This is a genomic window from Caballeronia sp. HLA56 (assembly GCF_054655155.1).
The window spans coordinates 2504612-2531341 of sequence record NZ_BAAHOB010000005.1; the positions used below are offsets into that span (position 1 = coordinate 2504612).

A 26730-nucleotide genomic window follows, 5' to 3' on the forward strand; every position below is an offset into this window, starting at 1 on the left:
ATCTTAAGCCACTTGCATGGCATGCGCCGCGTACACGCGCAGAATTCGTCCGATATATGGGCGGGACGGGCTATTTCAAGGGCCGGTGAAAAGCCGGTTAGGATGACGCTTTAGCACGACCGATCGCCCGACCATGTTTCACACGCCGAAGCCCTTGATACGCGCACGGCCGCTCACGCCCGGTGAGATCGCGCTGGCGCGGTGCGTGTTCGGCGCTTCGATCGATTATTCGACGGTCCGCGTTCACGCTCGCGGCTATCTGCCGTTCGGACTGCAACCGCGACACACCGCGATGTCGCCGAACGGCAACCTCTATTTTCCACGCGCATGCTACCAGCACGACTTCTCCGCCTGCGACCTCGGTGAGCGCATGTGGTTCATCCACGAGATGACGCATGTGTGGCAGTTCCAGCTCGGCTATTGGGTGAGGCTGCGCGGGGCGATTCGTATCGGCCTGCCTTATCGCTATGCGCTCGCGGCCGACAAAGGTCTCGCGGACTACAACATGGAAGCGCAAGGCAACCTGCTTGCCGACTATTACGCGCTAAAGTTTTGCAGCGGACAGGCGTGGCTCTATGAGCGTCGGTATCGGTTGATGCCGGGTGCGCTTGCGCTCTTCGAACACGTGCTGGCGGGGTTTTTGAATGCGCCATCGGACCGGCGGCATTTGCCTCGTCTTCGGAATCGGCCGCATCGGGAGAGTTGACGTGCGGCTGGGGTGCGCGGTTTTCCACGACACCCATTCAGCCGAGCCGCTCGCCTAGGAACCCCGCCGCGCCGCCTTTTCCCGATGACTCGCCAGCAACTCCGGCAACGCCGGATCGCCGCAGTTGGCGATGTTGAAGCGCATCCACGTAGTGGGCGACTGATTCGGCGAAAACAGGCTGCCCGGCGTCAATAAAAAGCCGGCTTCGTGCCCCGCCGCCGCGAGACTTTCCGAATCGACACCCGTGTCGGCCCAAAGAAACATGCCGGCCGATGGCGTCGTGAACAGCTTCAGACCGGTCTTTTCCAGCATGCGGGCGGTCTTGTCACGCACGGCGTCGAGCCGCCCGCGCAGCCGTTCGACGTGCCGCCGGTAATGCCCTTCGGTCAATACCTTGTAAAGCACGCGTTCGTTGAGTTCGGGCGTCGTCATGCCGACGAGCATCTTCTGATCGGCGAGCGCCTTCGCCACTTCCGCCGATGCGGCGACATAGCCCACGCGCAGATTCGCGGCGAGCGTCTTCGAAAAGCTGCCGAGAAAAATTACGCGCTTGAGTTGATCGAGCGATGCAAGGCGCGTTGCCGGATACGAAGGCGCACACAGATCGCCGTAGATATCGTCCTCGATGACCATGAAGTCGTACTGCTGCGCGAGTTGCAGGATGCGGAACGCCTGCGCCGCCGTGAGCGACGTGCCGGTCGGGTTCTGCAGCACCGAGTTGATGATCAGCATCTTCGGCCGCCAGGTCGCGACGAGCGATTCGAGCGCGTCGAGATCGGGCCCATCCGGCGTGTACGGCATGCCGACGAGCCGCGCGCCCTGCGATGCGAAACGGCCGAACATCTGGAACCACGCGGGATCGCCGACGATCACCGCATCGCCCGGCTTGACGTAAAGGCGCGAAATCAGGTCGATGGCCTGCGTGATGCCCGACACCATTACGATCTGCTGCTCGGTCGCGCCGATCTCCAGTTCCGCGAGACGCGTCTGCAACTGCAGCCGCAGCGGCAGAAAACCATGCGGCGTGCCCATGCCGAGCATCTGCGCGCCGGACATGCGGCTCATCGAGCGCAGCGCGTTGGTGATGAGCTCGCCGTCGAGCCACCGGTTCGGCAGATAGCCGAGCCCCGGCCCCTTCTCGGGGCTCGAACTGTGCAGCATGTTGCGCAGAAGCCAGACCACGTCGATTGCGTTCTGCACGGGCGCCTGCTCCGGCGCCGGGCTCGCGACGGCAACGATACGGTCGCGCACGTAGAAGCCCGACCCGCGCCGCGAATCGAGATAGCCGTGCGCGACGAGCCGCTCATAAGCCTCGACCACGGTGAAGCGCGACACGCCTTTATCGACTGCCAACTTGCGGATGGACGGCATGCGCATGCCCGGCCGGAACACCCGTTCGTCGATGCGGCGGCGTCCCCACTGCACGAGCTGATCGACGAGCGTTAGCTGCGCGGCGTCGTGCGGAGCGGGAATCTGATCGAGCGGGACGGACATGCGGGCCTCCGTGGCGGATGTGCGGTTCAGGCGAAGTGTTCAATATGCTCAAAACTGTACAGAACAGTATTCCGCCGATTGTACCGTTACTGTTCTGGTGCCAGCAGCTACATTCTGCATTCGGGCTGCACTGGATGGCGCATCCTTTCCGTAACCGTGCGCTTCGGGCGGCGCGGGCGAGCGGTTATGCTATCGGCCCCTGTATTGACGCTTCGGGCTTGTGCCATGACCGCTCATCCGCTGAAACTCGACCATCTCGTGATCGCCGCGCGCACGCTTGCCGAGGGCGCGCAATTTATCGCCGCGAAGTTCGGCGTGGAGACCGCGCCCGGTGGCGCGCATCCGCTCATGCGCACGCACAACCGGCTCTTGAGCCTGTGGGGCGGCGCTTATATCGAAGTGATCGCAATCGATCCGGACGCGCCTTCGCCCGCCACATCGCGCCCGCGCCTCTTCGCGCTCGACGACCCGGCATTGCAGCGTCGCCTCGAAGACGGTCCGCAGCTCGTGCACTGGGTGCTTCGTGTGGATCGGCCGAAGTCGCTCGTGCGCTGGCAGGAGCAGTATCCGGAACGCATCGCGCCCGTGGTGGCAATGTCGCGCTCCGGCAATACGTGGGGGCTGACGGTGCCGGACGACGGCGCGTTCCCCGCGTGGCAAGGCGCGGGCGATGGCGTGTTGCCCGCGCTGATCCAATGGGATACGCCGCGTCATCCGAGCGATACGTTGCCGCAAACGGGCATTGCGCTGGCATCGCTCACGGGGTTTCATCCGAACGCGGATGCGGTGGCGCAACAGCTCGAATGGCTCGGCGCGGCGCATCTGATGCAAGTCGAGCCAACGCGTGGCGCGCCCGCTCTCGTCGCGCGTTTCGAGCTGCCAGATGGCTCGATGGTGACGCTCGGCGAATCGGCGGAATCGGTGGAGGCGGCGCGGCTTGCGAACGAGCAGGCGCGGCAGGCGGCAGGCAAGCGAAGGCGTGTGCGAGACAAGGCTGCGGCGGTTGCGCTGGATGGCGATTCGTCTGCCGAAGAAGGCGGTGCATCCAGCATGCAAAGCGATCCGCGCGAACTGCCAGCCGAGACGAATGAGCAAGCCACGGTCGATGCCGACGCCGCACCTACCGACGGCAACGACGACAACGACGACTAACAGCGAACCCAAGAGCCCGCCCCAAAGGAGACATGGAACGATGAGAACCCGCGAAACCGAAGGCATGTTGCTCGGCCTGATCGGCGTCGTCATCTTCAGCCTCACGCTGCCGATGACGCGCATCGTCGTGCAGGAAGTGCATCCGCTTCTGAACGGGCTCGGGCGCGCGCTCGTCGCCGCGCTGCCCGCCGCCTTGCTGCTTGCGTGGTGCCGCGAAAAGCGGCCGTCCTGGCCGCAGATCAAGAGCCTCGCGGTCGTGTCTCTTGGCGTGATCGTCGCGTTTCCGGTGTTTTCCGCCTGGGCGATGAAAACCGTCCCTGCGTCGCACGGCGCCGTGGTCAATGGCTTGCAGCCGCTGTGCGTCGCGATCTACGCCGCGTGGCTCTCGCACGAGCGGCCATCGAAACTCTTCTGGGTGAGCGCTATCGCGGGCAGCGCGATCGTCATCGCGTTCGCCTTGCAGACGGGCGGCGGCGGCGTGCAGGCAGGCGACCTTCTGATGCTCGTCGCGGTCGGCATCGGCGCGCTCGGCTATGCGGAAGGCGCGCGGCTCGCCAGACAGATGGGCGGATGGCAGGTGATCTGCTGGGCGCTCGTGCTATCGGCGCCCTTCCTCGTGCTGCCGGTCGGCTGGCTCGCGTGGGCGCATCACGCGGCTCATCCCGAGCCGCTCGCTTTACGCACGTGGCTCGCGTTCGGTTACGTGACGCTCTTCTCGCAGTTCATCGGCTTCTTCGCGTGGTACGCGGGTCTCGCGATGGGCGGCATCGCGCGCGTCGGACAAGTGCAATTACTGCAGATTTTCTTCACGATGGCATTCTCCGCGCTCTTCTTCGGTGAACAGGTAAGCGCGACGACGTGGCTCTACGCGACCGCCGTCATCGTGACAGTCGTGCTCGGGCGCAAGACGGCGGTGCGCGCGGCGCCGCTGCCCGTTGCGGCGGCAAGCCCGAACAGCGCAAGATAAGCACCCAGGCCGAAAGCCCGAGACCGTGCACGCAAGTTCGCTTGGGCGATAATCGACATTTCAGGCGGCCGTGCACTTTGCCGCCGGATTCAGGATCAGCTTCAGCCAGTTGTAGTCAACCCCGGAAACCCCAAGCGAGACATTCCATGAATCAAGCCGATCTGCGCGCCACGCCGTGGCAACTTTCCGAACGCGCCCGCAAGCTCACCAGCTCGGCGATTCGTGAAATCCTCAAAGTCACGGAGCGGCCCGAAGTCATTTCCTTCGCGGGCGGCCTGCACTCGCCGCAGACGTTTCCCGTCGAGGAAATGCGCGTCGCGTCCGAACGCATCTTGCGCGATCAGCCCGCCGCCGCGCTTCAGTACAGCGCGACCGAAGGCTACATGCCGCTGCGCGAATGGATCGCGGCGCGTTATTCGAAAGACGGCGTGACCATTCGTCCGACGCAGGTGCTCGTCACGACGGGCTCGCAGCAAGCGCTCGATCTGCTTGGCAAGACGCTCGTCGATCCCGGCAGCCGCGTGCTCGTCGAAACGCCGACTTATCTCGGCGCGCTGCAGTCCTTTTCGATGTTCGAGCCGCATTACGTGCAGATGCCGACGGACGAAGCCGGCCTCATCCCCGAAGGACTGAGCGCCGCGCTCACCGCCGATGCACGCCTGCTCTACGCACAGCCGAACTTCCAGAATCCGACGGGTCGCCGTCTGCCGCTGGAGCGCCGCCGCGCGCTCGCCGCGTTCGCGCAAAGCGCCGCGTTTCCGATCATCGAGGACGACCCCTACGGCGCGCTCGATTACGCCGGCGCTCCGCTGCCCACGCTGCTCTCGATGGCGCCCGATCACATCGTCCATCTGGGCTCGTTCTCGAAAGTGCTGGCGCCGGGTCTGCGTGTGGGCTACATCATCGCGCCCGAGGAACTGCACTTCAAACTCGTGCAGGCCAAGCAGGCAACCGATCTGCATACGCCGAGTCTCACGCAACGTATCGTTCATGAAGTCATCAAGGACGGCTTTCTCGATCGACATGTGCCGACCATCCGCGCGCTGTATCGCGACCAGTGTCAGGCCATGCTCGACGCGCTCGAACGTCACATGCCCGCCGGTGTCGAATGGAACCGGCCCGAAGGCGGCATGTTCGTGTGGGTGAAACTGCCGAAGCACATCGATTCGATGAAGCTGCTCGAACAGTCCATCGCGGAGAACGTGGCGTTCGTGCCGGGCGGTCCGTTCTTCGCCAACGACGCCGAGCACAACACGCTGCGTCTTTCGTTCGTGACGGTGCCGCCCGCGAAGATCGACGAAGGCGTCGCCAGGCTCGGCGCACTGCTGCGCGCGAGCGTCTGATCCACGCGCGGCGCTTCATTGGCGTCGCGCTTCAATTCACTCCAGGAGTCATCGATGGCATCCAACGTTTACGACAAGCTGAAGGAACTCGGTATCGACCTGCCCACCGCGGGCGCGCCCGCCGCCGCCTACGTGATGAGCGCGCAGAGCGGCAACACGGTTTATCTGTCGGGGCACATCGCCAAGAAAGACGGCAAGGTTTATACGGGCAAGCTCGGCGACACGCTTTCCACCGAAGAAGGCAAGGCCGCCGCGCGCAACGTGGCCATCGACCTGATCGCGACGCTGCACGCGCATGTGGGCGACCTGAACCGCGTGCGCCGTATCGTCAAGGTGATGAGCCTCGTCAATTCGACGCCAGACTTCACCGAGCAGCATCTCGTCACCAACGGCGCGTCCGAACTCATCGCGGATATTTTCGGCGATGCCGGCAAGCACGCGCGTTCGGCCTTCGGCGTGGCGCAGATTCCGCTTGGCGCATGCGTGGAAATCGAACTGATCGCCGAAGTAGCCTGACGCTTTCGCCTTCGCACCGCACGGTCGCAAGAACCCGGCGTCATCAGGCGCCGGGTTTTTTGTTTGCATGCTTGCCAAGAACGGCTGAAGACGCGTGCGCGGCGAAAGCGCCTCGCCGATACATTCGCGCCTGCCGAAACGATTCGTCGGCAGGCATCGGCAGCCATTTCGTTACGATATTCGATGGCACATTTTGCTTGCGGGACGTCGGTTCATCGGCAAGTCGTGCCACGCGTATACCCCTTGGCCACGCCCCTTTCCGAACTCCGGTCTGTTCGCTAATATCTGAACAATCGGGGACCACAAAAGCTCGAGCGCGATTCGTGTCGTATTCAGCCGCTTGCGCTTCGGCGCAAACGTATGCTGTCAGATAAGTCGCACCCTCATCGTCAAATCCGTGTTGTAGTTGCTTCAGTTGCCGCACGGCTTCAAGTAACCGCCGGGCGCCGAACGCTTCTCACGCGAAGCGCATGGCGCCAGATTCGCCATGCATCGTCGTTCGAAGCGTGGTCGCCCAACTCGCGCGGTATAGTGGCTCGTTTCGCCTCAACGCAAGAAGACATGGTCCGCTTCATACACATCGCGCGCTCGGCAGCTTGCAACCTCTCGTGCTCTTCGTCAGCCGAAGCGTTGCATGCCCTCGCGGGCCCACGCCTTCCATGAAGCGCTCGCGCATCAAGGCCAGCGCCGCGCGCTCCGTGACACCGGGCGCGCGACGGCGGCGCGCACTGCTGCTCATTCCCGTGCTCGGCACACTGGTGCTGGTGTCGTTGTGGGCCGTGATCTTCACGCGGCTCTCGGTGGAACGTGAATCCACCACGCACGAATCCATGGCGTCCGCCGCCATCCTCTCCTCCGCGCTCGAACAGCACACGATCAAGGCGATCCATCAGGTCGATCAGATCACGCGCTTCGTCAAGTACGAATACGAGAAGTCGCCCAGCGAGTTCGATCTCATCGCGACCGTGGACAAAGGCGTCGTGCAGAGCGACACGCTCGTGCAAGTCTCGCTCATCGACGAACACGGCGCGCTCATCGCCACGACGGCCGATCCGCATCCGAAGCCCATCGACTTGTCGGATCGCGAGCACTTCAAGGTTCACGTCCACTCCAACGACGACCTGCTCTATATCAGCCGGCCTGTGCGCGGACGCGTCTCCGGCATCTGGACGCTGCAGATCACGCGGCGGTTGAATCACTCCGATGGCTCCTTCGCGGGCGTGGTCGTCGTATCGGAAGACCCGGCGTACTTCACGAGCGATTTCTATAACGTCGCGTCCATCGGGCATGAAGGCGTGATTGCGGTCGTGTCAGACAACGGCTCGGTGCTCGCGCGCAGTACGGGCGGCGGCGCGGGCACTTCTGGCGTAGCTGGCGTATCCGGCGCCTCTGGCGCTTCGTCTGCGGCCTCCGATGCACGCGCGCCGAACGCCGTAGCCAAGGGCAGCGGCGCGCGCAACGCGAGCGGCCCCGTCCACGGCGAGTTCAGTGCGAGCGGCGTGTATCCGACCTCGGAGCACGCGTCGGGCATCTATGTCGATCCGATCGACGGCGTGAGGCGCATCGTGTCTTACCGGCATATCGACGGCTATCCGCTCGGCGTGCTCGTCGGCCTTTCGGAGCGCGAGGAACTCGTCGACTTCAATCACACGCGCAACGTGTATCTGCTGATGGCGGGCTTCATCTCGCTCGCGATGCTGGGCTTCTTCGCGGTCGCCACTGGTCTCATCGGCAAGCTGCTCGGGCGCGAGCGCGAGATGACGCATCTCGTCGAATACGATTTGCTGACAGGCTTGCGTAATCGCTATTCGACTCTGCGCGGGCTGCGGCAGGACGTGGCGCACACCGAGAACATCGGACGGCTTGCGCTGCTCTTCATCGACCTCGACAACTTCAAGACCGTCAACGACACGCTCGGCCACAACGCGGGCGATATCGTCCTGCAGATGACGGCGTCGCGTCTCGCCGAAACCGTCGGACAAAGCGGCACGCTGTCGCGTATCGGCGGCGACGAGTTCGTGGTGGTCGTCAAGGGCGAGGAAGTGGAGCAGCGCGCGATCACGCTCGCCGACGACATCTCGACCATGTTCGCCACGCCGTTCGATGTGCGCGGCAGTGCGTTCGTGCTGCACGCGAGCATCGGCATTGCGCTCTTTTCGGTATCGAACGAAAGCGAGATCGATCTGCTGAAGAAGGCCGATCTCGCGATGTACAGCGCGAAGGACGCGGGCAAGAACTGCTATCAGTTCTATTCGCCGCAGTTGTCGCATCGCGCGGATCATCTGATGAAGTGGGAGCAGCAGTTGCGCGTCGCGTTGACGGAGCAGCAGCTCTTTCTCGTGTATCAGCCGAAGATCGATCTGGCGCGGCGCTGCATTACCGGGTTCGAGGCGCTCGTGCGCTGGAATCATCCGCAGCATGGGCTGATTCCCGCCAACGAATTCATTCCGGTTGCGGAGTCGACCGGCTTGATCGTCGCGGTGGGCGACTTCGTGGTTCACACGGCCTGCATGCAGCTCGCGCAATGGCAGCGCGAGGGCTACACCGGCTTGTCGCTCGCGGTGAACATATCGGCCGTGCAATTCTGGCGGGGAGACTTGCTTGAGACGGTGGCGCGATCCATCGAGGCGAGCGGCATTCCGTCGGACAAGCTCGAACTCGAGATCACCGAAACCGTGATGGTTGAATACCCCGAGCTCGTGCAGGAAAAGATCATGGCGTTGAAGCGTCTTGGCGTGCGTATCGCGCTGGACGACTTCGGCACGGGCTATTCGTCGCTGTCGTATCTGAACCGTTTTTCGGTGGATACCTTGAAGGTTGATCGCTCCTTCATCCAGGCGATTCCCGAAGACCGCAGCGTGTGCGTGATGGTGTCGGCCATCGTGAATCTCGCGCGTTCGCTCGGCCTGACGGTGGTCGTGGAAGGCACGGAACGCGAAGAGCAGATCGTGTGGCTCGCGGCGCTCGGTCCGGTGGAAGCGCAAGGCTTCCTGTTCTCGCGGCCCGTACCGGCGGATGGCGTGCAGGCGCTGCTCGACCGCTTTGGCGTATGTGGCTTGACACGAGGGGTCATGCCACGCTCGGAGAAAGATGCGGGCCATGCGGGTCAAGAGCCGCCGAGTCCCGCGCTGAGCGACGAACGCGGCGTTTGAGACTCAAAAGCCGCGCGACAAGACGGCAGTACCGATCGTCACCACGCCCAATACCAGGTTGATCACGACGAGGCGCCGCACCGTGCCCACGGCGCGCGCGCCATCGGGCCAGTTCTGCGCCTGCACCGCGCGACGGATGCGCGGAAACACGCCGAAGCGGATGTGCCCGAAGATCAGCATCATCACGATGCCGAGCCCCGCCATGGCGTGCAGCGGCCACGCCGCGTGACCACCGCCGAACTGCCACAGCAGGAAGCCGCCCGTGAGCAGAATCACGAGCACCGACCCCGCGACCCAGTTGAAGAAGCGTGCGAACACGGCTTCCCAGAGCGGCAGGCGCAATTGCGGCGTGAGATCGCCGAGCGCCGGGCGCAGGCAGAAATGCGCGAAGACCATCCCGCCTATCCATATGGCGACACCGAGCAGGTGCAGGAAAAGGGCGGCTTCGATGGCGTGGGTCATGGGTCTTTTGATTATCGGGTGATTAGGTTCGGGAGGAAGGTGCCGAGAGTGACGCGATGTGTAGCCGTTTTGTTGGCTGCGATTTTCGTTTATTTCGAATAAAATGGAAAGCCTTCCGAACGTGCATGAGAACAGCCATGACCCATCCAGCCATATCCGAGACGACGCTGCCGGTCGAACGCGAAGTACAGGTGGCAGGCGAAGGACAGCGCACACTTGCCGCCTATCTCTCGACCGGATTTCAGACTCAACGCATTCAAATTTACGATGACCATGAAAAGGCGCATCAAGTTGAATTGCCAACTTCGGCGCTTCGACTGCTCGTCGATATCCTCGCCGAACTCGCGGACGGCAACGCTGTAAGAGTGGTCCCGGTTCACGCCGAACTGACCACGCAAGAGGCCGCCGATCTGCTCAATGTTTCCAGACCGCATCTCGTCAAATTGCTCGAATCCAATGCGTTGCCGTTTCGCAAGACCGGGAAGCATCGCCGCGTGCGCTTCACGGACCTCATGCGCTACAAAGCCGAGCGCGATCAAGAAAGCGAGCAGGCCATGGAAGCATTAACCCGACAGGCACAAGAACTAGGAATGGGTTACGAATGAGGAGTTCCCGCTTTACGGTTATTTATGATGCGTGCGTGTCGTACCCGGCGCCGTTGCGAGACTTTCTGATGTGGCTGGGTTTGTCCGGGCTTTTCAGAGCGCGATGGAGCGCGCGAATACACGACGAATGGAAGCGCAATCTCTTGCGTAACCGTCCCGACTTGTCGGCACGACAAGTGGACCGCACGCCCGCCCTGATGGATGCCGCCATTCCAGACGCACTCGTCACCCACTACGACGAACTCATCGACGCGCTCGACCTTCCCGATCCCAACGACCGCCATGTGCTGGCGGCGGCGATTCGCTGCGGCGCGAGCGTTATCGTTACGTTCAACGAGCGCGATTTTCCAAACGAAGTCTTGTCGACCTACGACGTCGAGGCGCAGCACCCCGATGTGTTCGTCGACAATCTTTTCGATCTCGACGAAGCCGCCGTGGTGCTCGCGGCCCAACGTCAACGCAGACAGCTAAGGAACCCTTCGCTCGACGTGGACCGTTATCTCGACATCCTGTCGAAGCAGGGGCTCGTCACTACTTGTAAATCTCTCGCGAGATTCCGGTCGGTCTTGTAGAGCGCGATGCCGGAAGCAAACCGGCATCGCGAAGGACCCGCAATCGCCCTCACTCAAACACCGGCCTCAACTCCGCGACCTTCAACGTCCCATCCGGCGTCCTGCCCTTTCTCGCCCGCTTGCCCAGATGCAATTGCAACTGCGAGCCCGACAGCTTCTCGTCCTTCGGCTTGCCGCCGCGTCCGGTGCCGATCATCACCACGCCGCGTGAATCGATGGCAAGCGCCTGACGCAAGGTTTCCTTCGGGTCGAGCGCCATCAGAATCACGCCGCGTCCGCCGCCCGAGAGCGTCTTCATCTCGTCCATGCCGAACACGAGCAGTCGCCCCGTGCTAGATAAACACGCGACATAGTTCGCGCCCGGCACGACCGGCATCGGCGCAAGCGGCAATGCGCCTTCGTCGATCGTCATGAACGCCTTGCCCGCCTTGTTGCGGCTCACCATGTCGCCGAGCTTCGCCATGAAGCCAAAGCCATTGCTCGATGCCAGCAGCAACGGCTGCTCCGCCGTCGCCGCGAAGTAATGCAGCAAGTGCGAGCCCGACTCCAGTTCGATCAGCGACGTGACTGGCACGCCGTCGCCACGGCCGCCCGGCAGCAAGGCGACCGCCACGGAATACACGCGCCCGTTGCTGCCCCAAGCGATGAGCGTGTCCGGCGTGCGCGCCTGGAACACCGCGTAAAGACTGTCGCCCGCCTTGAAAGTAAAGCCCGCCGGATCGAGTCCGTGGCCTTTCAGCGCGCGCACCCAGCCACGCTGCGAGACGACCACCGTCACCGGTTCGTCGACCACGCGCACTTCGAAGGTCGCGCGCTTTTCCTGCTGAATCAGCGTGCGGCGATCGTCGCCATATTGCTTCGCGTCCGACTCGATTTCCTTGATGAGCAGACGCTTCATCGCGGCATCGCTATTGAGCAACTCTTCGAGCTTCGTCTTCTCGGTGCCGAGGTCGGCCAGCTCCTGCTCGATCTTGATCGCTTCGAGCCGCGCCAACTGACGCAAGCGGATTTCGAGGATGTCTTCCGCCTGCCGGTCCGACAGGTTGAAGCGCTGGATTAGCGCCTGCTTCGGCTCGTCCGCCTCGCGGATGATGCGAATGACCTCGTCGATATTCAGGAAGACGATCATCCGCCCTTCGAGAATATGGATGCGGTCGTTCACCTTGTTCAGCCGATGCTGCGTGCGGCGCGTCACCGTCACGAAGCGGAAGCCGACCCACTCGTGCAAGATTTCGACGATGCCCTTTTGCCGCGGCCGGCCATCCGCGCCGACCATCACCAGGTTGATCGCCGCGTTCGATTCGAGGCTCGTATGCGCGAGCAGCGAATGCACGAATTCGGTCTGGTCGATACGGCTCGACTTCGGCTCGAACACGAGCCGCACGGGCGCGTCCTTGCCGGACTCGTCGCGCACGGTATCGAGCAAGCCGAGCAGTGTCTGCTTGGTCTGCAACTGGTCGGGCGTGAGCGTCTTCTTGCCGAGCTTGATCTTCGGGTTGGTGAGCTCCTCGATTTCTTCGAGAACCTTCTGTCCGGACGTGCTCGGCGGCAATTCGGTAATGACGAGTTGCCACTGACCGCGCGCGAGTTCCTCGATCTTCCAGCGGGCGCGCACTTTCAGGCTGCCGCGTCCGGTCTCGTAGGCCGTCGAGATTTCCGCGTGACTCGAGATGATCTGCCCGCCGCCCGGAAAGTCGGGGCCGTTCAGCTTTTCCATCACGCCGGCATGGCCGAGTTTCGGGTCGCGGATCATCGCGACGGCGGCCTGCGCCACTTCGCGCAGATTGTGCGAGGGAATCTCGGTTGCGAGACCCACCGCAATGCCCGATGCGCCATTCAGCAACAAGAACGGCAGACGCGCGGGCAAGAGCTTCGGCTCTTCGAACGAACCGTCGTAGTTCGGCATGAAATCGACGGTGCCCTGATCGATTTCATCGAGCAAAAGGCGCGCAATGGGCGTGAGACGCGCTTCGGTGTAGCGCATGGCTGCCGCGCCATCGCCGTCGCGCGAGCCGAAATTGCCCTGACCGTCGATGAGCGGATAGCGCATCGAAAAGTCCTGCGCGAGACGCACGAGCGCGTCGTAGGCGGACTGGTCGCCGTGCGGGTGATACTTGCCGAGCACGTCGCCGACCACGCGCGCCGACTTCACCGGCTTCGCGCCCGACGCGAGCCCCATCTCGCTCATCGCGTAGAGGATGCGGCGCTGCACGGGCTTTTGCCCGTCGCACACGTCGGGCAACGCGCGGCCCTTGACCACGCTCACCGCGTAGTCGAGATAAGCGCGTTCGGCGTAATCGCCGAGTGTGAGTTGTTCGCCTTCCGGTGCTGCTTGCTGATCGGCGAAGAGATCGTCTGTGATTCCCATCGAATATCCGTTGTTATGCGTTCAGGGCGCGTTGCATGCGGGCGCTATGGGCCAGAATGCGGGCCTCAGATGTCCGCTTCCACTTCGTTGCCCTTCTCTTCGAGCCAGCTTCTGCGCGACGCGGCTTCGCCCTTGCCCATCAGCATGGTCATGCGCGAGACGGTGAGATCGAAGCCGAGATTGCCCAGGCCGACCGGCAGCAAACGGCGCGTGTCGGGGTTCATGGTCGTGTCCCAGAGTTGTTCCGCGCTCATTTCGCCGAGGCCCTTGAAGCGGCTGATGGTCCATGCGGTTTCGCGCACGCCGTCCTTGCGCAGCTTGTCGAGGATGGCTTCGAGTTCGCCTTCGTCGAGCGCGTAGAGTTTCTGCGCGGGCTTCTTGCCGCGCGCGGGGGCATCGACACGAAAGAGCGGCGGACGCGCCACATGCACGTGACCGCGTTCGATCAGTTGCGGGAAGTGCTTGAAGAAAAGCGTGAGCAAGAGCACTTGAATGTGCGAGCCGTCGACGTCCGCGTCCGAGAGAATGCAGATCTTGCCGTAGCGCAGATTCGACAGGTCGATCTTGTCGTCCGGACTATGCGGATCGACGCCGATCGCCACGGCGATGTCATGCACTTCGTTGTTCGCGAAAAGCCGGTCGCGTTCCGTTTCCCACGTGTTCAACACCTTGCCGCGCAAGGGCAGGATGGCCTGGAACTCCTTGTCGCGGCCCATTTTCGCGGAGCCGCCCGCCGAATCGCCCTCGACGAGAAAGAGTTCGTTACGCGCGATATCCGTCGATTCGCAATCCGTCAGCTTGCCCGGCAGCACCGCGACGCCCGAACTCTTGCGCTTCTCGACCTTCTGCCCGGCACGTGTACGCGCCTGCGCCTGGCGAATCACCAGTTCCGCGAGCTTCTTGCCGTATTCCACGTGCTGGTTGAGCCACAATTCGAGCGCCGGACGCGAGAACGACGAAACGAGTTTTACGGCATCGCGACTGTTCAGGCGTTCCTTGATCTGGCCTTGGAACTGCGGATCGAGCACTTTCGCGGAGAGCACGAACGACACGCGCGCGAACACGTCCTCGGCGAGAAGTTTCACGCCCTTCGGCTGAAGGTTATGAAGCTCGACGAAACTTTTAACCGCCTGAAAGAGCCCGTCGCGCAGGCCGGATTCGTGCGTGCCGCCTGCGGGCGTCGGGATCAGATTGACGTAAGACTCGCGCAGAAGCGGCCCTTCCTCGCTCCACGCGACGACCCACGACGCGCCCTCGCCTTCGGCGAAGGTTTCCTCGCTGGAACGCGAGCTTTCCGCGAAACGTTCGCCTTCGAAAAGCGGGATCAGCAAGTCGCTGCCGCCCATGCCTTCGAGCAGATAGCCGCGCAAACCGTCTTCGTATCGCCACGACTGCCGTTCGCCCGTTTTCTCGATGACGAGCGCCACTTCCACGCCCGGCAGCAAGACGGCTTTAGAACGCAACAGGCGCTGCAATTCGCCGAGCGGGAAATTCGGGGAGTCGAAGTACTTGGGATTGGGCCAGGCGCGCACGCGCGTGCCCGTCTTTTTCGCGCCCCGGTCGCCGGGGCGCGTGACGAGTTGCTCGATGACGTCGCCATTGGCGAACGCCAGTTGCGCGATCTTGTTGTCGCGCCAGACCGTGACTTCGAGGCGCGTGGCAAGCGCGTTCGTGACCGAAACGCCCACGCCGTGCAGCCCGCCGGAAAACGTGTAGGCGCCGCCTGCGGCCTTGTCGAACTTGCCGCCCGCGTGCAAGCGCGTGAACACGATTTCGACCACCGGCACGCCTTCTTCCGGATGCAAGCCGAACGGAATGCCACGGCCGTCGTCCTCGACGGACACGGAGTTGTCCGTATGAAGCGTGACGGTGATCTGCTTGCCGTAGCCGCCGAGCGCCTCGTCGGACGCGTTGTCGATGACTTCCTGAATGATATGCAGCGGGTTCTCGGTGCGCGTGTACATGCCGGGCCGCTGCTTGACCGGCTCGAGCCCCTTGAGAACCTTGATCGATGCTTCGCTGTAGCCGGCCGCTTTCGCGCTCATCGCGCGCTCTCGTTGCGCTGCGCGGTGTTGCGTGCCTGACTCGGCCGCGCTGGATTTTTTCGTGGTCATAGTTGAACGTTGACCCGGCATCGTGCGTGCTCGCGGGAATGCCACGACATGCGCCCGAAGTGCCGGCGAATGCTTGATCGATTGCTCGAAACGTTATCTGCCTGGCCGGATGTGCTCGTGCGGAGCGCTCGCCCCGCCCGCCGATCCTTGGCCGCGCTAGGAGAATAGCGGTTTTCGTCCGCGCCGCCCACATCGGACGAATAAAAGGCCAGCCCTGACCGCGCCGATTCCGCGCGGTCGCGGCCAGGCATGCTGAAATGCGTGTGTTACTTGCGCTTGGCTTCGAGCTCTTCCCAGCGCTCGAGCGCAACCATGAGTTCCTCGTCGATCGCTGCGTGCCGCTCCGAAAGACGCGCGCCTTCCTTGGCGTCCTTCGCGAAGATCGAACCGTCTTCCAGCTGCGCGCCGATGCGCTTTTGCTCCTCTTCCAGTTCCGCGATGCGCACCGGCAGCGCTTCCAGCTCGCGCTGTTCCTTGAACGACATCTTGACGCTGCGTTGCGCGTTGCGGCCGGCCGCGCTTTCCTTCGGCGCGTCGTCCTTCGTCGCTTCCTTCGCGCTCTGACGCGCGGCTTCCTCGGCGATACGCTCCGAACGTTCGCGCTGAATCTGCCAGTCCGAGAAGCCGCCGACATACTCGCGCCACTTGCCGCCGCCTTCCGCGGCGAACACGGACGTCACCACGTTGTCGAGAAAAGCGCGGTCGTGACTCACGAGCAGCACGGTGCCGTCGTATTCCGCGAGCAGTTCTTCGAGCAGTTCGAGCGTGGGAATGTCGAGATCGTTGGTCGGCTCATCCAGCACGAGCACGTTGGCGGGCCGCGCAAAGAGCCGCGCAAGCAGCAGCCGATTGCGCTCGCCGCCCGACAGCGAGCGCACCGGCGAGCGCGCGCGTTCCGGTGCGAACAGGAAGTCGCCGAGATAGCTCATCACGTGCTTCTTCACGCCGTTCACTTCGACCCATTCGCTGCCGGGGCTGATGGTGTCGGCGAGCGATTTGTCGAGATCGAGCTGTGCGCGCATCTGATCGAAATACGCCGCCTGAATGTTCGTGCCGGTACGCACGCGCCCTTCGTCGGGCTGCAATTCGCCGAGAATCAGCTTGAGCAGCGTCGTCTTGCCCGCGCCGTTCGGCCCGACGAACCCGATCTTGTCGCCGCGCATGACGGTGGCCGTGAAGGCATCGACGACGGTGCGCCCGCCAAAGCGTTTGGTTACATCGGTCAGTTCGGAGACGATCTTGCCGGATTTCTCGCCCTGCCCGACATCCAGCTTGACGTTGCCTTGCACGTTGCGGCGTTCGGCGCGCTCGTTGCGCATCTCGACGAGCCGCGCAATGCGTCCGACACTGCGCGTGCGGCGTGCTTCCACGCCCTTGCGAATCCACACTTCTTCCTGCGCGAGCAGTTTGTCGAACTTCGCCGCTTCCACCTGTTCGACTTCGAGTTGCTGCGCCTTTCTCGTCTGGTACGCGCTGAAGTTGCCGGGATACGACAAGAGCCGCCCGCGATCCAGTTCGACGATGCGTGTAGCCACGCGATCCAGAAACGCGCGATCGTGCGTGATGAACAGCAGCCCCGTGCGCAGTGTCACGAGCAGGTCTTCCAGCCAGCGGATGCCGTCGAAGTCGAGATGGTTCGTCGGTTCGTCGAGCAAGAGCACGTCGGGCTGCACGACGAGCGCGCGGGCCAGGGCCACACGCTTTTTCATGCCGCCGGACAGCGCGCCCGAACGCGCGTCGCCGTTGAGACCGATCTGCGCGAGCGTGGTCGCGACGCGATTGCGCCAGTTCCAGGCATCGCGCAAATCGAGCGCCGATTGCAGCGCGTTCATGCGCGAGAGCAAGGCGTCGTGCTGCACGCCTTCGGGGGTATCCGCGAGTTCGTGGGCGACGGCGTCGTATTCGTCGAGGAGCGCGCGTGCTTCGGTCAGGCCGGAGGCGACGACATCGAACACGGTGGCGTCGAGATCGAATTCGGGTTCCTGCGGCACATAGACCGTGGAGAGTTCGTTCTGACGCGTGACGAGACCGTCGTCGGGCGCGGCGAGCCCCGCCACGATCTTGAGTAGCGACGACTTGCCCGCGCCGTTGCGGCCGATCAGACCGACGCGTTCACCCGCTTCGAGCGAAAAATCCGCGTGATCGAGCAATGCGACGTGACCGAACGCGAGCTGCGCGTCCGTAATGGAATAAAGCGACATGGGGATGGATGCGAACAGTGCGATACCGGGGAAGCGGCCATTGTACCGATGTTAGGCCCGAGGGTTGGGGCGCTGGCTGAATGGACGAGGATGGCGAGTCGGAAACGCGGCGTGCGCGCGCGGTCGTCGGCGAAGGCCCTGGCCGTATGGATGAGGGCGGCGGCGTTGCTGGTCCGAAACGCATGGACGTGATGCGGCTGATGCAATCGTCGGCTGGATGCGGATGCGGCGTGCCGGTGTAGGGACGAAAGAATCGCGACGGCGGCCTCGGCCATTCCGCAAGGAATCGCCGCTGCCCCCGCCGCCCTCACGTTACTTCACATGAACCTTGATGGTGGAACTCATCTCCGGCCCATACGACTTGTGCTGGCCGTCGCCGAACTGCATGGTGAGCGTGTGATCGCCCGGCGCCAGCTTCACATCGGCTTCCGTCTGGCCTTTACCGAAGTGCAGCGAGGTATCGTTCGCGGGAATCACGGTGCCCTTGGGCAAGGGACCGCTGTCGATGAGCAGATGGTGATGTCCGGTGCCTTCCGTCATCGTGCCGGCTGGCGCGATCTTCATGCCGTCCACGCCGAACTTCACATGCACGGGGCTCGTGACGGTGGCGCCGTCTTTCGGCTCCACGAAGTAGACGCGCGACGATTGCGCATGTGCCGCGCCAGCGAGCATCGAGAGCGCGAATGCGCCGGGCAATAGCGCTTTCGAGAGCGTTTTCTTAAGCATCGTGTTCTCCTTGTCGATAAACCGGCCGATTGCGCGAGCCTTCGCGCCGAGGCCGCGACCAAGGATACACCGCGTGTCGTGAAGTTGTCGTGGCTACTCGCCACGCCAACGTGGCGCGCTCGCGTCCGAGCGTTCACGACGCCACGGCGATCAACTCGGGACTCTCGTCCGTCACCGGCGCACGATCCCAGTTTCCATACCAATCGATCTGCGCAAAACCCGCGTCATCGAGCAGGCGCGCCAACTCATCGCGCGAGCGAAAGCGCAACTCGCTCTTTGCGGATAGCGTCTCGCCATCGTCGAAACGATAGTGCGTCGTGAAGGCCGCGCGTGCGCTGATTAGCGGATCGGGGGTCGCGTGGAGTTCCTGCCACACTTCGACGCCGCGGCCATCCGGCCCGCTCACGCGACGTCGCGAATGTTCCGGCGTCCATCGCTCCCACGCGCGCGCAATGGGATTGCGGCTTTCGAAGGCGATGCGTCCGCCACGACGCACCGCCCGGCGCGCGGCCACGAGCGTGGCGAGAAAGGTGGCGTCGTCGAGAAAGACTTGCGCGACGTGACCCGTCATCAACAAGAGATCGGCAGGGGCGACGAACGGCAAGGCGGAGGCGTCGCCTTCGATCCACGTCACGCGCTCGCCATGCGCACGCGCGCGCGCAACGCGCAACATGGGCGCGGAAGGATCGATGCCCGTGACCTTGTAGCCACGCATCGCCAATTCGCAGGCGAGCAAGCCCGTGCCGCAGCCCAGATCGACGATATGTCCCGCCGATTCGGCTAGCGCGAGATAAAACGCGGTATCGGCGGCGGCGGGATTGAGCGCGTCGTAGAGCGCGACGATGCGTGGATCAGCGTAACTGGACATGAGCGGCTCTGTAGGCGAACGAGTGATGGAGCGCGACGAAGCGCCGCTTAGCGTAACAGGAGATTAGCGCTTCTCGTCGGCGAGCGCGACGAAGCACGCGTCAGCGTAACCGGAGATTAGCGGCTCTGATAAGCCAGCGCGTCGCGCATCGGTTGGCTGTGCACCATGATCGGACCGGAGAACGGCGTGTCGAGATCGAGGATCACGAGCACCGCCGAGGCGATCGACAGCGCGCCCAGCGTGATCGTCACGAGCGACAGCGCGTTGCGCGGCGCGATCAGCCCGAAGCACAGAAAGATGATGAGCAGCCAGCCGACGAGAATCCGGTCGAACGGATAGGAGATCGACCCATGCGCTTCCTCGACGAGCTTCCAGCGCAGCGCAATGAGGTCTTCGAAGCGCGTCGCGCATTCGTCGGCGAGGCGCTGGTGGTAGGCATCGCCCGGTGCGAGCATGCGCACTTCATGCTGGCCACGATTGAGCAATTCGCCGAGTGTGCGGCTCGCGAGATTGTCGGCTCCGCCAAGCGATGTGCCGACCGCCGGATAATCGCCCAAGGGCGGCGCTTCGTCGGGCCAGGTGCTGGCGATCGCCGCAGCGGTGTACGAGCGCAAGAGCGCACGTGCGCGCTCAAGGTCGGCGCCGTAATCGCGCATGGTGTGATCGAGTTCGATGATCGATGTCGCGTAGCTGCGCAAGTCGGTGTTGGTGGTATCGAAGACCGTTTTCGCGGATGCCGTCAGCAAGCCGAGCACGAGCGCCGCGAAGGTCACCAGCATGCCGACCAGCAGTTGCACGAGTTGCACGGTCTCCTGCGCCTTGTGCTCCTCGGGCAGCAACGGCCGGACGATCGCGCCCAAGCCGGTGCTTGCGAGCAGCAACGCGAAAACGAGGACGGCGGATTCGACTTCAGTCATGAGCGCATGGGTCGTGGGCGCGGCGGCGCAACGGTTCGCCGCATTATCGACCAGAAAGCAGGCGCGGTGCAGTTGAAAAAACGCCGGGGACGCAGCGTTTCGACTCGTCGATCGAAGGGCGGCCGCGGCCTAGAAAGCGACGGACATGGTCGCCATCACGCTCGCCGTGCTCTTTAACCGGTTCGTGCTTGCAATCGACGGCACCCATCGCAAGCTCGCCGACAACGGGCGCTTGCCGTCGATCTTGGTGTCGTAGGTGAGGATCGGACCCATCGAAAAGTCGTGCCCCCGAAAGCCGTTCAGCCTGTCCGCGAGCGGTCCCGAGTCGTTGCCCAACTGCTGAACCGTTCCGAGCACGAGGCCAACCCCCAGGCCGTTCGAGAACTTCTTCAGTCCCATTGCATCCAGCGTGAACAATGGCGCGTTCTGATAATCGGTTGCGGTGTTTCGCGTATAGAACTGGAGACCGGCCACGACGTCGAATTCGAGTCCGTATTTCGGCATCAACTGGGTGAACGCGACCTGCGGGACGAAGGTCCAGTTATTCAGGCTGGGATTGGCGAGCGCGTTCGCATCGTAGTGACCGGTGGGCGCCCAGAAATTGAAGCTGAGCGCGATATGCGCCGTCTGGGAAAAGTGATACCCGGCCACGATAGGCGTGAAGTAAAGGTCGAACAGATTCGACGCGCGGTCGCTGCTCGTCGTTCCGAAACGCCCCGCCGAAAACGATGCCGTCACTTCGGTCCATACGTACGGAACCGTGATTCCCGACGCGAAGTCCCATCCCGCGAAGCCGCCCCATACCTTGAGCACCGTCGCGAGCGTGAAGGCGACTTGCCCGTCGATCCCGAGCGAGGTCTTGCCGGCAATCGGGACCTGACGATTGCCGCTGATGGAACCATCGATATAAATTTGCTGCAGACTCACCAGCGTCAGCGGCTCTGGCGGAACAATGCCGATTCCGGACAGCACGCTCATGCCCGCAACGGGCCGCCCCAACGCGCCCTCGGTCGCACGCGAGGATAAAGGCAGCAGGCAGACGCCGACCACGAAAAGCGCCACGGCGAGGCGATGCCAATGGACTCGGAGAGCATGCATGAGGTGGTGTGTCGGTAACGTCATGCCGGTTCATCGCCTCTAGAAAAAACAACGATTTCACGCAAGCAAGATGCGGCGCTCAGTCGTGCGCGCCGAGCACCCAGCGGTAATACGGGTTCGCCTGGTCGGCGCTCAGCACCGCGCGAATTTCCCCCGCCCATGCGTTGCGGTCGCCACGATACGCATCGAGTCCCGCCCGGTAAAACGCATGCAGTGTGTCGCGCTCGCTGTGCAGCGCGTCGGTGAATCCGGCGTCGCCGTTTGCGAGCGGCGGTTCGCTCTGCAACGCCAGCAAGCGCGTCAGCGTCGCCGGAAAATCCGTCGGCTCGACCCACGGCGCGTATTCGATGCGCGGATCGTCGTCGGTGACGGGGCGGGCATCGGCGGCATAGTAGGCAAGTGCGGGGCCGTCCGCGACATAAGTTGCAAGAAGCGCTTCCGCCGAGCCGATGCCCACCTCGTTCAACGCGCGCGCTACGTCGGGCTGTGCCAAGCGCTCGCGAATGCGCGGCACGTCGAGCGTCAACGGCTCCCTGGAGCCGATCAGCATCATCTCGTGGAACTCGGTCGTGAAGAGCGCGGCATGCGGAAACACCTGCATGAAGCTGCGGATGAGCGAGCGCGTTTCCTGCTCGTTTTGCGTCGCGATTGGCAACCATTGCGCGACGATACCGCGCTCGTTCAATCGCGCCGCCGCGAGCCGGTAGAACTGAGTCGAATACAGGTTCACCACGCCCGCCGCCGATGGCGGCGGCGGTTCGAGCGTCACGAGGTCGTAGCGTTCATCGCGCGACAGCAGTTCGCGCCTGCCATCTCCGGCTCGAAGTTCGATGCGCGGATCGGCGCTCACGTCGTAATTGCCCGCGAACGCCGGCGACGCGCGCACGACCGCCGGCAACAATTCGGCGACCACCCGTTTTTCGAGGCCCGGCCACGCGAGCAGCGCGCCCGCCGTGATACCCGTGCCGAGTCCGATGACGAGCGCGGAACGCGGCGCACCGGCATGCACGATGAGCGGCAGCAGCGCTTGCAGACGCATGTAGCGCAGCGACGTCATGGCGTCGCCCGAGTTCGAGACACCTTGAATGTAGAGACGGCGGAACCGTTGCGCCTCAGGGCCTTGTTCGAGCACGGCGACCGTCCCGCCCGAGCTTTCCTCGTAATAGGCAAGGCTGCCGTGATGCGCCTTGGCGAGCAGCACGCCAAGCCGGTCGGACGGCACGACGATCGAGACGGCAACCGAGATCGCCGCAATGCCCGCGCTTGCCCAGATGCCGGCCTTTTGTGCGGAGCGCGCGCTCAGTGCCGCCGACAAGCCGATCAGACTCGCCGCGACCGCAAGCAAGCCGAGCGAGCGGATCAGACCGAGCGACGGAATCAGCACGAAACCCGCAAACAGCGTCCCGCCGATGCCGCCCGCGGTATTCATCGCGACGACGCGCCCTACCCGGCTTGCGATGCCGCTTCCGTGCGCGGTGTCCCCATCGGCGGCCATGGCGAGCGCGAAAGGGAACGCCGCGCCGAGCAAGATCGTCGGCACGAGCACGATCACGCATGCGGCGACGGCAAAGCCCGCGCTCATCGACGCGAGCATGTTGCCCGTCACGCTCAGGCCGAAGTCGGCTGCGTGACGCTGGGCGAGCGAAAGCCAGTCGCCCACGCATGCGACGCCCGCGAACGCGGCCAGACCCGCCAACGCGATCAGCACGCCGAATGCGCTCCACGGGTCGCGTATCCGTTGAGCATGGCGCGCCGCGATCGCGCTGCCGAGCGCAAGACCGAGCAAATACGTGGCGAGCACGATGGAAAAAGCGAAGCTGCGCGTGCTGACGAATTGCCCGATGGCCTGCGACCAGATCACCTCGTAGCCGAGCGCGATGCCACCCGCGACGGCATAGAGCGCAATGGCGATGCGCGAGCCGGAGGAAGCGGCGCTGGCGCGCGCGGCGGGGTCATCGAGCGAACCGTTCTGCACAGCGGCGCGGCGCATGAGCAACATTGCACCGATCGCGGCGCAGGCGTTGAGAAGCGCGGCCGCATAGGCGCTGCCCTGCACGCCTAGCAAAGGAATCAGCACGAACACCGGCAGCAACGCGCCAGCGATGGCGCCCGCGGTATTGGCCGCGTACAACCGCCCGCCCGCGCTACCGATGTCTTGCCGCGACGCGCCGGTTGCACGCATGAGGACGGGCAAAGTGCCGCCCATCGCGATGGCAGGCGCGCCGACCAGCGCGAAAGGCAAGAACCATGCAAGCGGCCCGGCGCGCTCTTGCAGCGTCGCGAAGAGCGCGGCCGAGTGCGCCAGCGCGTGCGTCGCGCCCGGACCGAGGCCAAGCACGGCGAGTTCCAGTCCCGCGTACAGCAACCACGGCCGCATGCTCCGGTCGGCGAGCTTGCCGAAGAGCCATCCGCCGAGCGCGAGTCCCGCAAAGAACGCACTGATCGCAACGGTCACGGCCTGCACTTCGATGCCGACCACGAGCGTGAGTTGCCGCACCCACAACACCTGGTAGATCAGCGCCGCGCCGCCCGATGCAAACAACAGCAACGCAGGCCACGCGAGACGCATGGTGCTCGCGTGATGCGCATCGGCGCTGGCCGGTGCGCGGCGGCTTGCCTTGGTCCGGGCGGATTTGATCGCGGCGCTCAGATCTGTCATCGTCTCTCGGCTCCCGGATCACTTGCCCGCGCTTTCGATGCTCTTCATCAAGTTGTCGGTCATCTGGTCGATACTGAAGCTGCTGGGCCGTTGAGCGGGCGGATATTGCTTGAACGTCGCGAGGAACGGCGCGACCTTCGAGACGGCGTATTGCGCGATATACACGTTCTTCGTGGTCCAGTCGTAATACTGGTCGGAGACGATATCGGCGCGCTCGTAAGGGTCCATGCGCAGATTGAAGATTTTCGGCACGCGCAGACACGTGAACGGGTTCGCCCACACTTCATAGCCGCCCGGCTGGCGCTGCTCGCAGAAGACCACCTTCCAGTCGTCCTGGCGCATTGCGACGAGCAGGCCATCGTCGTTGAAGTAAAAGAACTCGTGACGTGGCGCGTCCTTCGTCTGGCCAGTGAGATACGGCACGAAGTTATAGCCGTCCAGATGCACCTTGAAGTTCTTGCCGCCGATCGCCGCGCCCTTGAGCAAGCGGTCGGCAATGCCGTTGTCGCCCGCGGCGGCGACCAGCGTCGGGAACCAGTCGAGGCCCGAGATCATCTGCCGCGAAACCGTCCCCGGCTTGATCTTGCCGGGCCAGCGGATGATCGCGGGCACCCGGAACGCGCCTTCCCAGTTGGTGTTTTTCTCGCTGCGGAAAGGCGTGGTGGCGGCATCCGGCCATGAGAACTGGTTCGGCCCGTTGTCCGTCGTATAGACGACGATGGTGTTGTCCGCGATCTTCATGTCGTCGAGCGCCTTGAGCAGCTTGCCGACGTCGTTGTCATGCTCGATCATGCCGTCGGCGTATTCGTTGCCCGGCATGCCGCTTTGACCGAGCATGGATGGCCGCACGTGCGTGAACAAATGCATGCGCGTCGTGTTCATCCACACGAAGAAAGGCTTGTTGGCCTTGTTCTGGCGCTGCATGAAGTCGATGGCGGCGCTCGTCGTTTCGTCGTCGATCGTCTCCATGCGTTTGGTGTTGAGCGGACCCGTGTCCTGCACGCGGCCATCCGCGAACGAATGGATCACGCCGCGCGGCGCGTTCGCCTTGACCCACGCCGTGTCGTTCTTCGGATAATAAGGACGCTCCGGTTCTTCCTCGGCGTTCAGGTGATACAGGTTGCCGAAGAACTCGTCGAAGCCGTGCTTGGTGGGCAAGTACTGATCGCGGTCGCCGAGATGGTTCTTGCCGAACTGGCCGGTCGCATAGCCGAGCGGCTTGAGCGCCTCGGCAATGGTGATGTTCTGCGCCTGCAGGCCAACGTCCGCGCCGGGAATGCCCACTTTCGACAGCCCCGTGCGCAAGGTGACTTCGCCCGTGATGAAGGTCGAACGGCCCGCCGTGCAGCTGTTCTCCGCGTAGTAGTCGGTGAAGAGCATGCCCTCGTTAGCTATGCGATCGATGTTCGGCGTTTCGTAGCCAACCACGCCTTTGCTATATGCGCTGATATTGGTCTGCCCGATATCGTCGCCGAAGATCACGAGAATGTTGGGCTTCTTCCCATTCTGATTATTGTTCTGCGCGGCGGCGGGTGCGGGAGCCGGCGCGGGTTTCGCGGGCTTCGCCGCGTTCGGCGTCTGCGCGGTCGAGACGATCGGCGGGACGATCAGCACGCAGATCGCCGCGAGCGCGGCGAGCGCGCCGGTGATATAGCGGAAGCGTCGGAGTTGCGGCTTGGTCATCGTGATTCTCCTTGAGCGCCATACGTCTTTCGCGCGTCGCCCGTCATGGCGCGCTTGCCGGATAAACCGCCTTCCAGTCGTTCTTCATGCTCACGACGATCCACCCGCGCGCGAGCGCCTCGTCCCATGCGCGGTCGAGCTTGCCGATCTTCGACTGGCGGTCGTAGGCGAATTCGCGCGCCGCGTCGTCGTGATGCACGATCAGTTCGAGATGCGGCCCTTCCTGCGCGGCCGTGTATTGCAGCATCTGCAAGTCGCCGTCCGAGTTGCCGAATGCGAGCACGGGCTTTCTGCCGATGTTCCGGTAGATGCCGACGGGCTTGCCGGGACCGTCGTCGACGAAATCGAGCTTCGGTTCGCGCACGAGCGCGGGCTTGCCGTCGCGCACGACGTACTTCACGAGCTGGCTCGACCCGATCACCTGCTCGGGCGGAATGCCGTAGACCTGTTCGGCGAACACGCGCATGAATTCGATCGTTCCTCCGGACACGATGAAAGTCTTGAAGCCATTCGCCCGCAAATAGTCGAGCAGTTCGAGTTGCGGCTGATAGACGAGCGCGGTGTACGGACGCCCGAGCGTCGGATGCTTCGATGTTGCGAGCCACGCGCGAATGGCGCTGTCGTATTCATCGACCGTCATGCCGCTGTTCGCCACCGCGAGCAGTTTCAGCAATGCTTTTTGCTGGCCCGCGAGCGCGGCCTTGTCGCCCGATGCCAACGCCTTGAACGCCGGGTCGCCGCGCCATTCCGGATGGTTCGGCGCGGCCGCCTTCACTTCATCGAGCATGAAGGCAAACTGGAAATAGATAGGTTGTTCGCTCCACAACGTACCGTCGTTGTCGAACACGGCGATACGTCGCGCGGGCGGCAAATAGGTTGGCGATCCTTCGCGCGTGACGGTTTGCACGAAGTCGATGAGCGCTTGCCGAGCGCGGCCGCCGCGCCACGATGGCAGAACGCCTTGCGCCGTCTGCGCGGTACCGGCGCTCACGCCGGCGCTGGCCTGAGCGGACGCGTCGTTGCCGGAGCGCGCGCAGCCCGCCAGGAGCACCGCGAACGCGGCAGTCAGCAGCGCGGCCCGCACGCCAGCAAGAATGTGTCGAAGTCCCCGCCGCACTCGACTCTCC

19 protein-coding genes and 1 pseudogene are annotated in these 26730 nt (G+C 63.7%); 8 read left to right on the plus strand and 12 right to left on the minus strand.

The window, feature by feature from the left end:
* The first annotated feature begins 133 nt into the window (after positions 1-133).
* Positions 134-706 carry a Rhs element Vgr protein gene (locus ACYQ47_RS31245; protein ID WP_459908629.1) on the plus strand — a complete coding sequence of 191 codons (573 nt, stop codon included), beginning with the start codon at positions 134-136 and terminating at the stop codon, positions 704-706.
* Positions 707-760: 54 nt separating this feature from the next.
* Here ACYQ47_RS31245 and ACYQ47_RS31250 read toward each other — a convergent pair whose 3' ends face one another.
* Positions 761-2200 carry an aminotransferase-like domain-containing protein gene (locus ACYQ47_RS31250; RefSeq protein WP_459908631.1) on the minus strand — a complete coding sequence of 480 codons (1440 nt, stop codon included), beginning with the start codon at positions 2198-2200 and terminating at the stop codon, positions 761-763.
* Between the two features lie 225 nt (positions 2201-2425).
* On the opposite strand from ACYQ47_RS31250, the pseudogene ACYQ47_RS31255 reads away from it, so the two are divergent.
* The 5 genes and pseudogenes from ACYQ47_RS31255 to ACYQ47_RS31275 all read left to right on the plus strand — a co-directional run.
* Positions 2426-3088, plus strand: a pseudogene (locus ACYQ47_RS31255) (VOC family protein); the annotation flags it as partial.
* Between the two features lie 304 nt (positions 3089-3392).
* Positions 3393-4319 carry a DMT family transporter gene (locus ACYQ47_RS31260; RefSeq protein ID WP_244827493.1) on the plus strand — a complete coding sequence of 309 codons (927 nt, stop codon included), beginning with the start codon at positions 3393-3395 and terminating at the stop codon, positions 4317-4319.
* Positions 4320-4465: 146 nt separating this feature from the next.
* Positions 4466-5662 carry an aminotransferase-like domain-containing protein gene (locus ACYQ47_RS31265; protein ID WP_459908633.1) on the plus strand — a complete coding sequence of 399 codons (1197 nt, stop codon included), beginning with the start codon at positions 4466-4468 and terminating at the stop codon, positions 5660-5662.
* A gap of 54 nt (positions 5663-5716) precedes the next feature.
* Positions 5717-6178, plus strand: coding sequence for a RidA family protein (locus ACYQ47_RS31270; protein ID WP_244827491.1), 462 nt, complete (start codon positions 5717-5719; stop codon positions 6176-6178).
* Positions 6179-6837: 659 nt separating this feature from the next.
* Complete coding sequence (locus ACYQ47_RS31275) at positions 6838-9330, plus strand: bifunctional diguanylate cyclase/phosphodiesterase (protein ID WP_459908636.1); 2493 nt, start codon at positions 6838-6840, stop codon at positions 9328-9330.
* A gap of 3 nt (positions 9331-9333) precedes the next feature.
* Here the strand turns inward: ACYQ47_RS31275 and ACYQ47_RS31280 are convergent, their stop codons facing one another.
* A complete protein-coding gene (locus ACYQ47_RS31280; protein WP_244827489.1) occupies positions 9334-9792 on the minus strand; it encodes a CopD family protein in 459 nt (152 codons plus the stop codon).
* A 137-nt stretch (positions 9793-9929) separates the two neighbouring features.
* On the opposite strand from ACYQ47_RS31280, the gene ACYQ47_RS31285 reads away from it, so the two are divergent.
* Together ACYQ47_RS31285 and ACYQ47_RS31290 are read left to right on the plus strand one after the other, a co-directional pair.
* Positions 9930-10397, plus strand: a complete 468-nt coding sequence (locus ACYQ47_RS31285) for a helix-turn-helix domain-containing protein (protein WP_250492078.1) — start codon at positions 9930-9932, stop codon at positions 10395-10397.
* The gene (locus ACYQ47_RS31290) at positions 10394-10969 is read left to right on the plus strand and encodes a PIN domain-containing protein (RefSeq protein ID WP_459908638.1); all 576 of its coding nucleotides are present in this window, start codon (positions 10394-10396) and stop codon (positions 10967-10969) included. Before ACYQ47_RS31285 ends, ACYQ47_RS31290 begins: the two co-directional genes overlap by 4 nt.
* Positions 10970-11018: 49 nt before the next feature.
* Here ACYQ47_RS31290 and parC read toward each other — a convergent pair whose 3' ends face one another.
* The 10 genes from parC to ACYQ47_RS31340 all read right to left on the minus strand — a co-directional run bounded on the left by parC (position 11019) and on the right by ACYQ47_RS31340 (position 26720).
* Positions 11019-13337 (minus strand): DNA topoisomerase IV subunit A, encoded by a 2319-nt coding sequence (gene parC / locus ACYQ47_RS31295; RefSeq protein ID WP_459908640.1) that lies wholly within the window; start codon positions 13335-13337, stop codon positions 11019-11021.
* Between the two features lie 65 nt (positions 13338-13402).
* Positions 13403-15382, minus strand: coding sequence for a DNA topoisomerase IV subunit B (locus ACYQ47_RS31300; protein WP_459908642.1), 1980 nt, complete (start codon positions 15380-15382; stop codon positions 13403-13405).
* Positions 15383-15717: 335 nt separating this feature from the next.
* Positions 15718-17652, minus strand: a complete 1935-nt coding sequence (locus ACYQ47_RS31305; protein ID WP_459908644.1) for an ATP-binding cassette domain-containing protein — start codon at positions 17650-17652, stop codon at positions 15718-15720.
* Positions 17653-17964: 312 nt separating this feature from the next.
* Positions 17965-18324: a DUF4399 domain-containing protein gene (locus tag ACYQ47_RS31310; protein ID WP_459909397.1), complete on the minus strand. Its 360-nt coding sequence runs from the start codon at positions 18322-18324 to the stop codon at positions 17965-17967.
* Between the two features lie 187 nt (positions 18325-18511).
* Complete coding sequence (locus ACYQ47_RS31315) at positions 18512-19246, minus strand: class I SAM-dependent methyltransferase (protein ID WP_459908646.1); 735 nt, start codon at positions 19244-19246, stop codon at positions 18512-18514.
* A 116-nt stretch (positions 19247-19362) separates the two neighbouring features.
* Entirely contained in the window at positions 19363-20163 is an 801-nt protein-coding gene (locus ACYQ47_RS31320; RefSeq protein WP_250464137.1) for a bestrophin-like domain, read from the minus strand.
* A gap of 129 nt (positions 20164-20292) precedes the next feature.
* Positions 20293-21261, minus strand: coding sequence for a SphA family protein (locus tag ACYQ47_RS31325; RefSeq protein ID WP_250525592.1), 969 nt, complete (start codon positions 21259-21261; stop codon positions 20293-20295).
* A gap of 79 nt (positions 21262-21340) precedes the next feature.
* On the minus strand, positions 21341-23920 hold the full coding sequence (locus ACYQ47_RS31330) for a fused MFS/spermidine synthase (RefSeq protein WP_459908649.1): 2580 nt from the start codon (positions 23918-23920) through the stop codon (positions 21341-21343).
* 18 nt (positions 23921-23938) lie between these two features.
* On the minus strand, positions 23939-25603 hold the full coding sequence (locus ACYQ47_RS31335; protein ID WP_244827481.1) for an arylsulfatase: 1665 nt from the start codon (positions 25601-25603) through the stop codon (positions 23939-23941).
* 43 nt (positions 25604-25646) lie between these two features.
* Positions 25647-26720, minus strand: a complete 1074-nt coding sequence (locus ACYQ47_RS31340; RefSeq protein ID WP_250464131.1) for an HAD family hydrolase — start codon at positions 26718-26720, stop codon at positions 25647-25649.
* Between the last annotated feature and the right edge of the window lie 10 nt (positions 26721-26730).

Coding starts and splice junctions, on each gene's coding strand:
- ACYQ47_RS31280 (WP_244827489.1), bottom strand. CDS start 9,792: ATGACCCACGCCATCGAAGCCGCCCTTTTCCTGCACCTGCTCGGTGTC.
- ACYQ47_RS31330 (WP_459908649.1), bottom strand. CDS start 23,920: ATGACAGATCTGAGCGCCGCGATCAAATCCGCCCGGACCAAGGCAAGC.
- ACYQ47_RS31300 (WP_459908642.1), bottom strand. CDS start 15,382: ATGAGCGCGAAAGCGGCCGGCTACAGCGAAGCATCGATCAAGGTTCTC.
- ACYQ47_RS31265 (WP_459908633.1), top strand. CDS start 4,466: ATGAATCAAGCCGATCTGCGCGCCACGCCGTGGCAACTTTCCGAACGC.
- ACYQ47_RS31260 (WP_244827493.1), top strand. CDS start 3,393: ATGAGAACCCGCGAAACCGAAGGCATGTTGCTCGGCCTGATCGGCGTC.
- ACYQ47_RS31285 (WP_250492078.1), top strand. CDS start 9,930: ATGACCCATCCAGCCATATCCGAGACGACGCTGCCGGTCGAACGCGAA.
- ACYQ47_RS31290 (WP_459908638.1), top strand. CDS start 10,394: ATGAGGAGTTCCCGCTTTACGGTTATTTATGATGCGTGCGTGTCGTAC.
- ACYQ47_RS31325 (WP_250525592.1), bottom strand. CDS start 21,261: ATGCATGCTCTCCGAGTCCATTGGCATCGCCTCGCCGTGGCGCTTTTC.
- ACYQ47_RS31245 (WP_459908629.1), top strand. CDS start 134: ATGTTTCACACGCCGAAGCCCTTGATACGCGCACGGCCGCTCACGCCC.
- parC (WP_459908640.1), bottom strand. CDS start 13,337: ATGGGAATCACAGACGATCTCTTCGCCGATCAGCAAGCAGCACCGGAA.
- ACYQ47_RS31305 (WP_459908644.1), bottom strand. CDS start 17,652: ATGTCGCTTTATTCCATTACGGACGCGCAGCTCGCGTTCGGTCACGTC.
- ACYQ47_RS31335 (WP_244827481.1), bottom strand. CDS start 25,603: ATGACCAAGCCGCAACTCCGACGCTTCCGCTATATCACCGGCGCGCTC.
- ACYQ47_RS31250 (WP_459908631.1), bottom strand. CDS start 2,200: ATGTCCGTCCCGCTCGATCAGATTCCCGCTCCGCACGACGCCGCGCAG.
- ACYQ47_RS31315 (WP_459908646.1), bottom strand. CDS start 19,246: ATGTCCAGTTACGCTGATCCACGCATCGTCGCGCTCTACGACGCGCTC.
- ACYQ47_RS31270 (WP_244827491.1), top strand. CDS start 5,717: ATGGCATCCAACGTTTACGACAAGCTGAAGGAACTCGGTATCGACCTG.
- ACYQ47_RS31320 (WP_250464137.1), bottom strand. CDS start 20,163: ATGACTGAAGTCGAATCCGCCGTCCTCGTTTTCGCGTTGCTGCTCGCA.
- ACYQ47_RS31275 (WP_459908636.1), top strand. CDS start 6,838: ATGAAGCGCTCGCGCATCAAGGCCAGCGCCGCGCGCTCCGTGACACCG.
- ACYQ47_RS31310 (WP_459909397.1), bottom strand. CDS start 18,324: ATGCTCGCTGGCGCGGCACATGCGCAATCGTCGCGCGTCTACTTCGTG.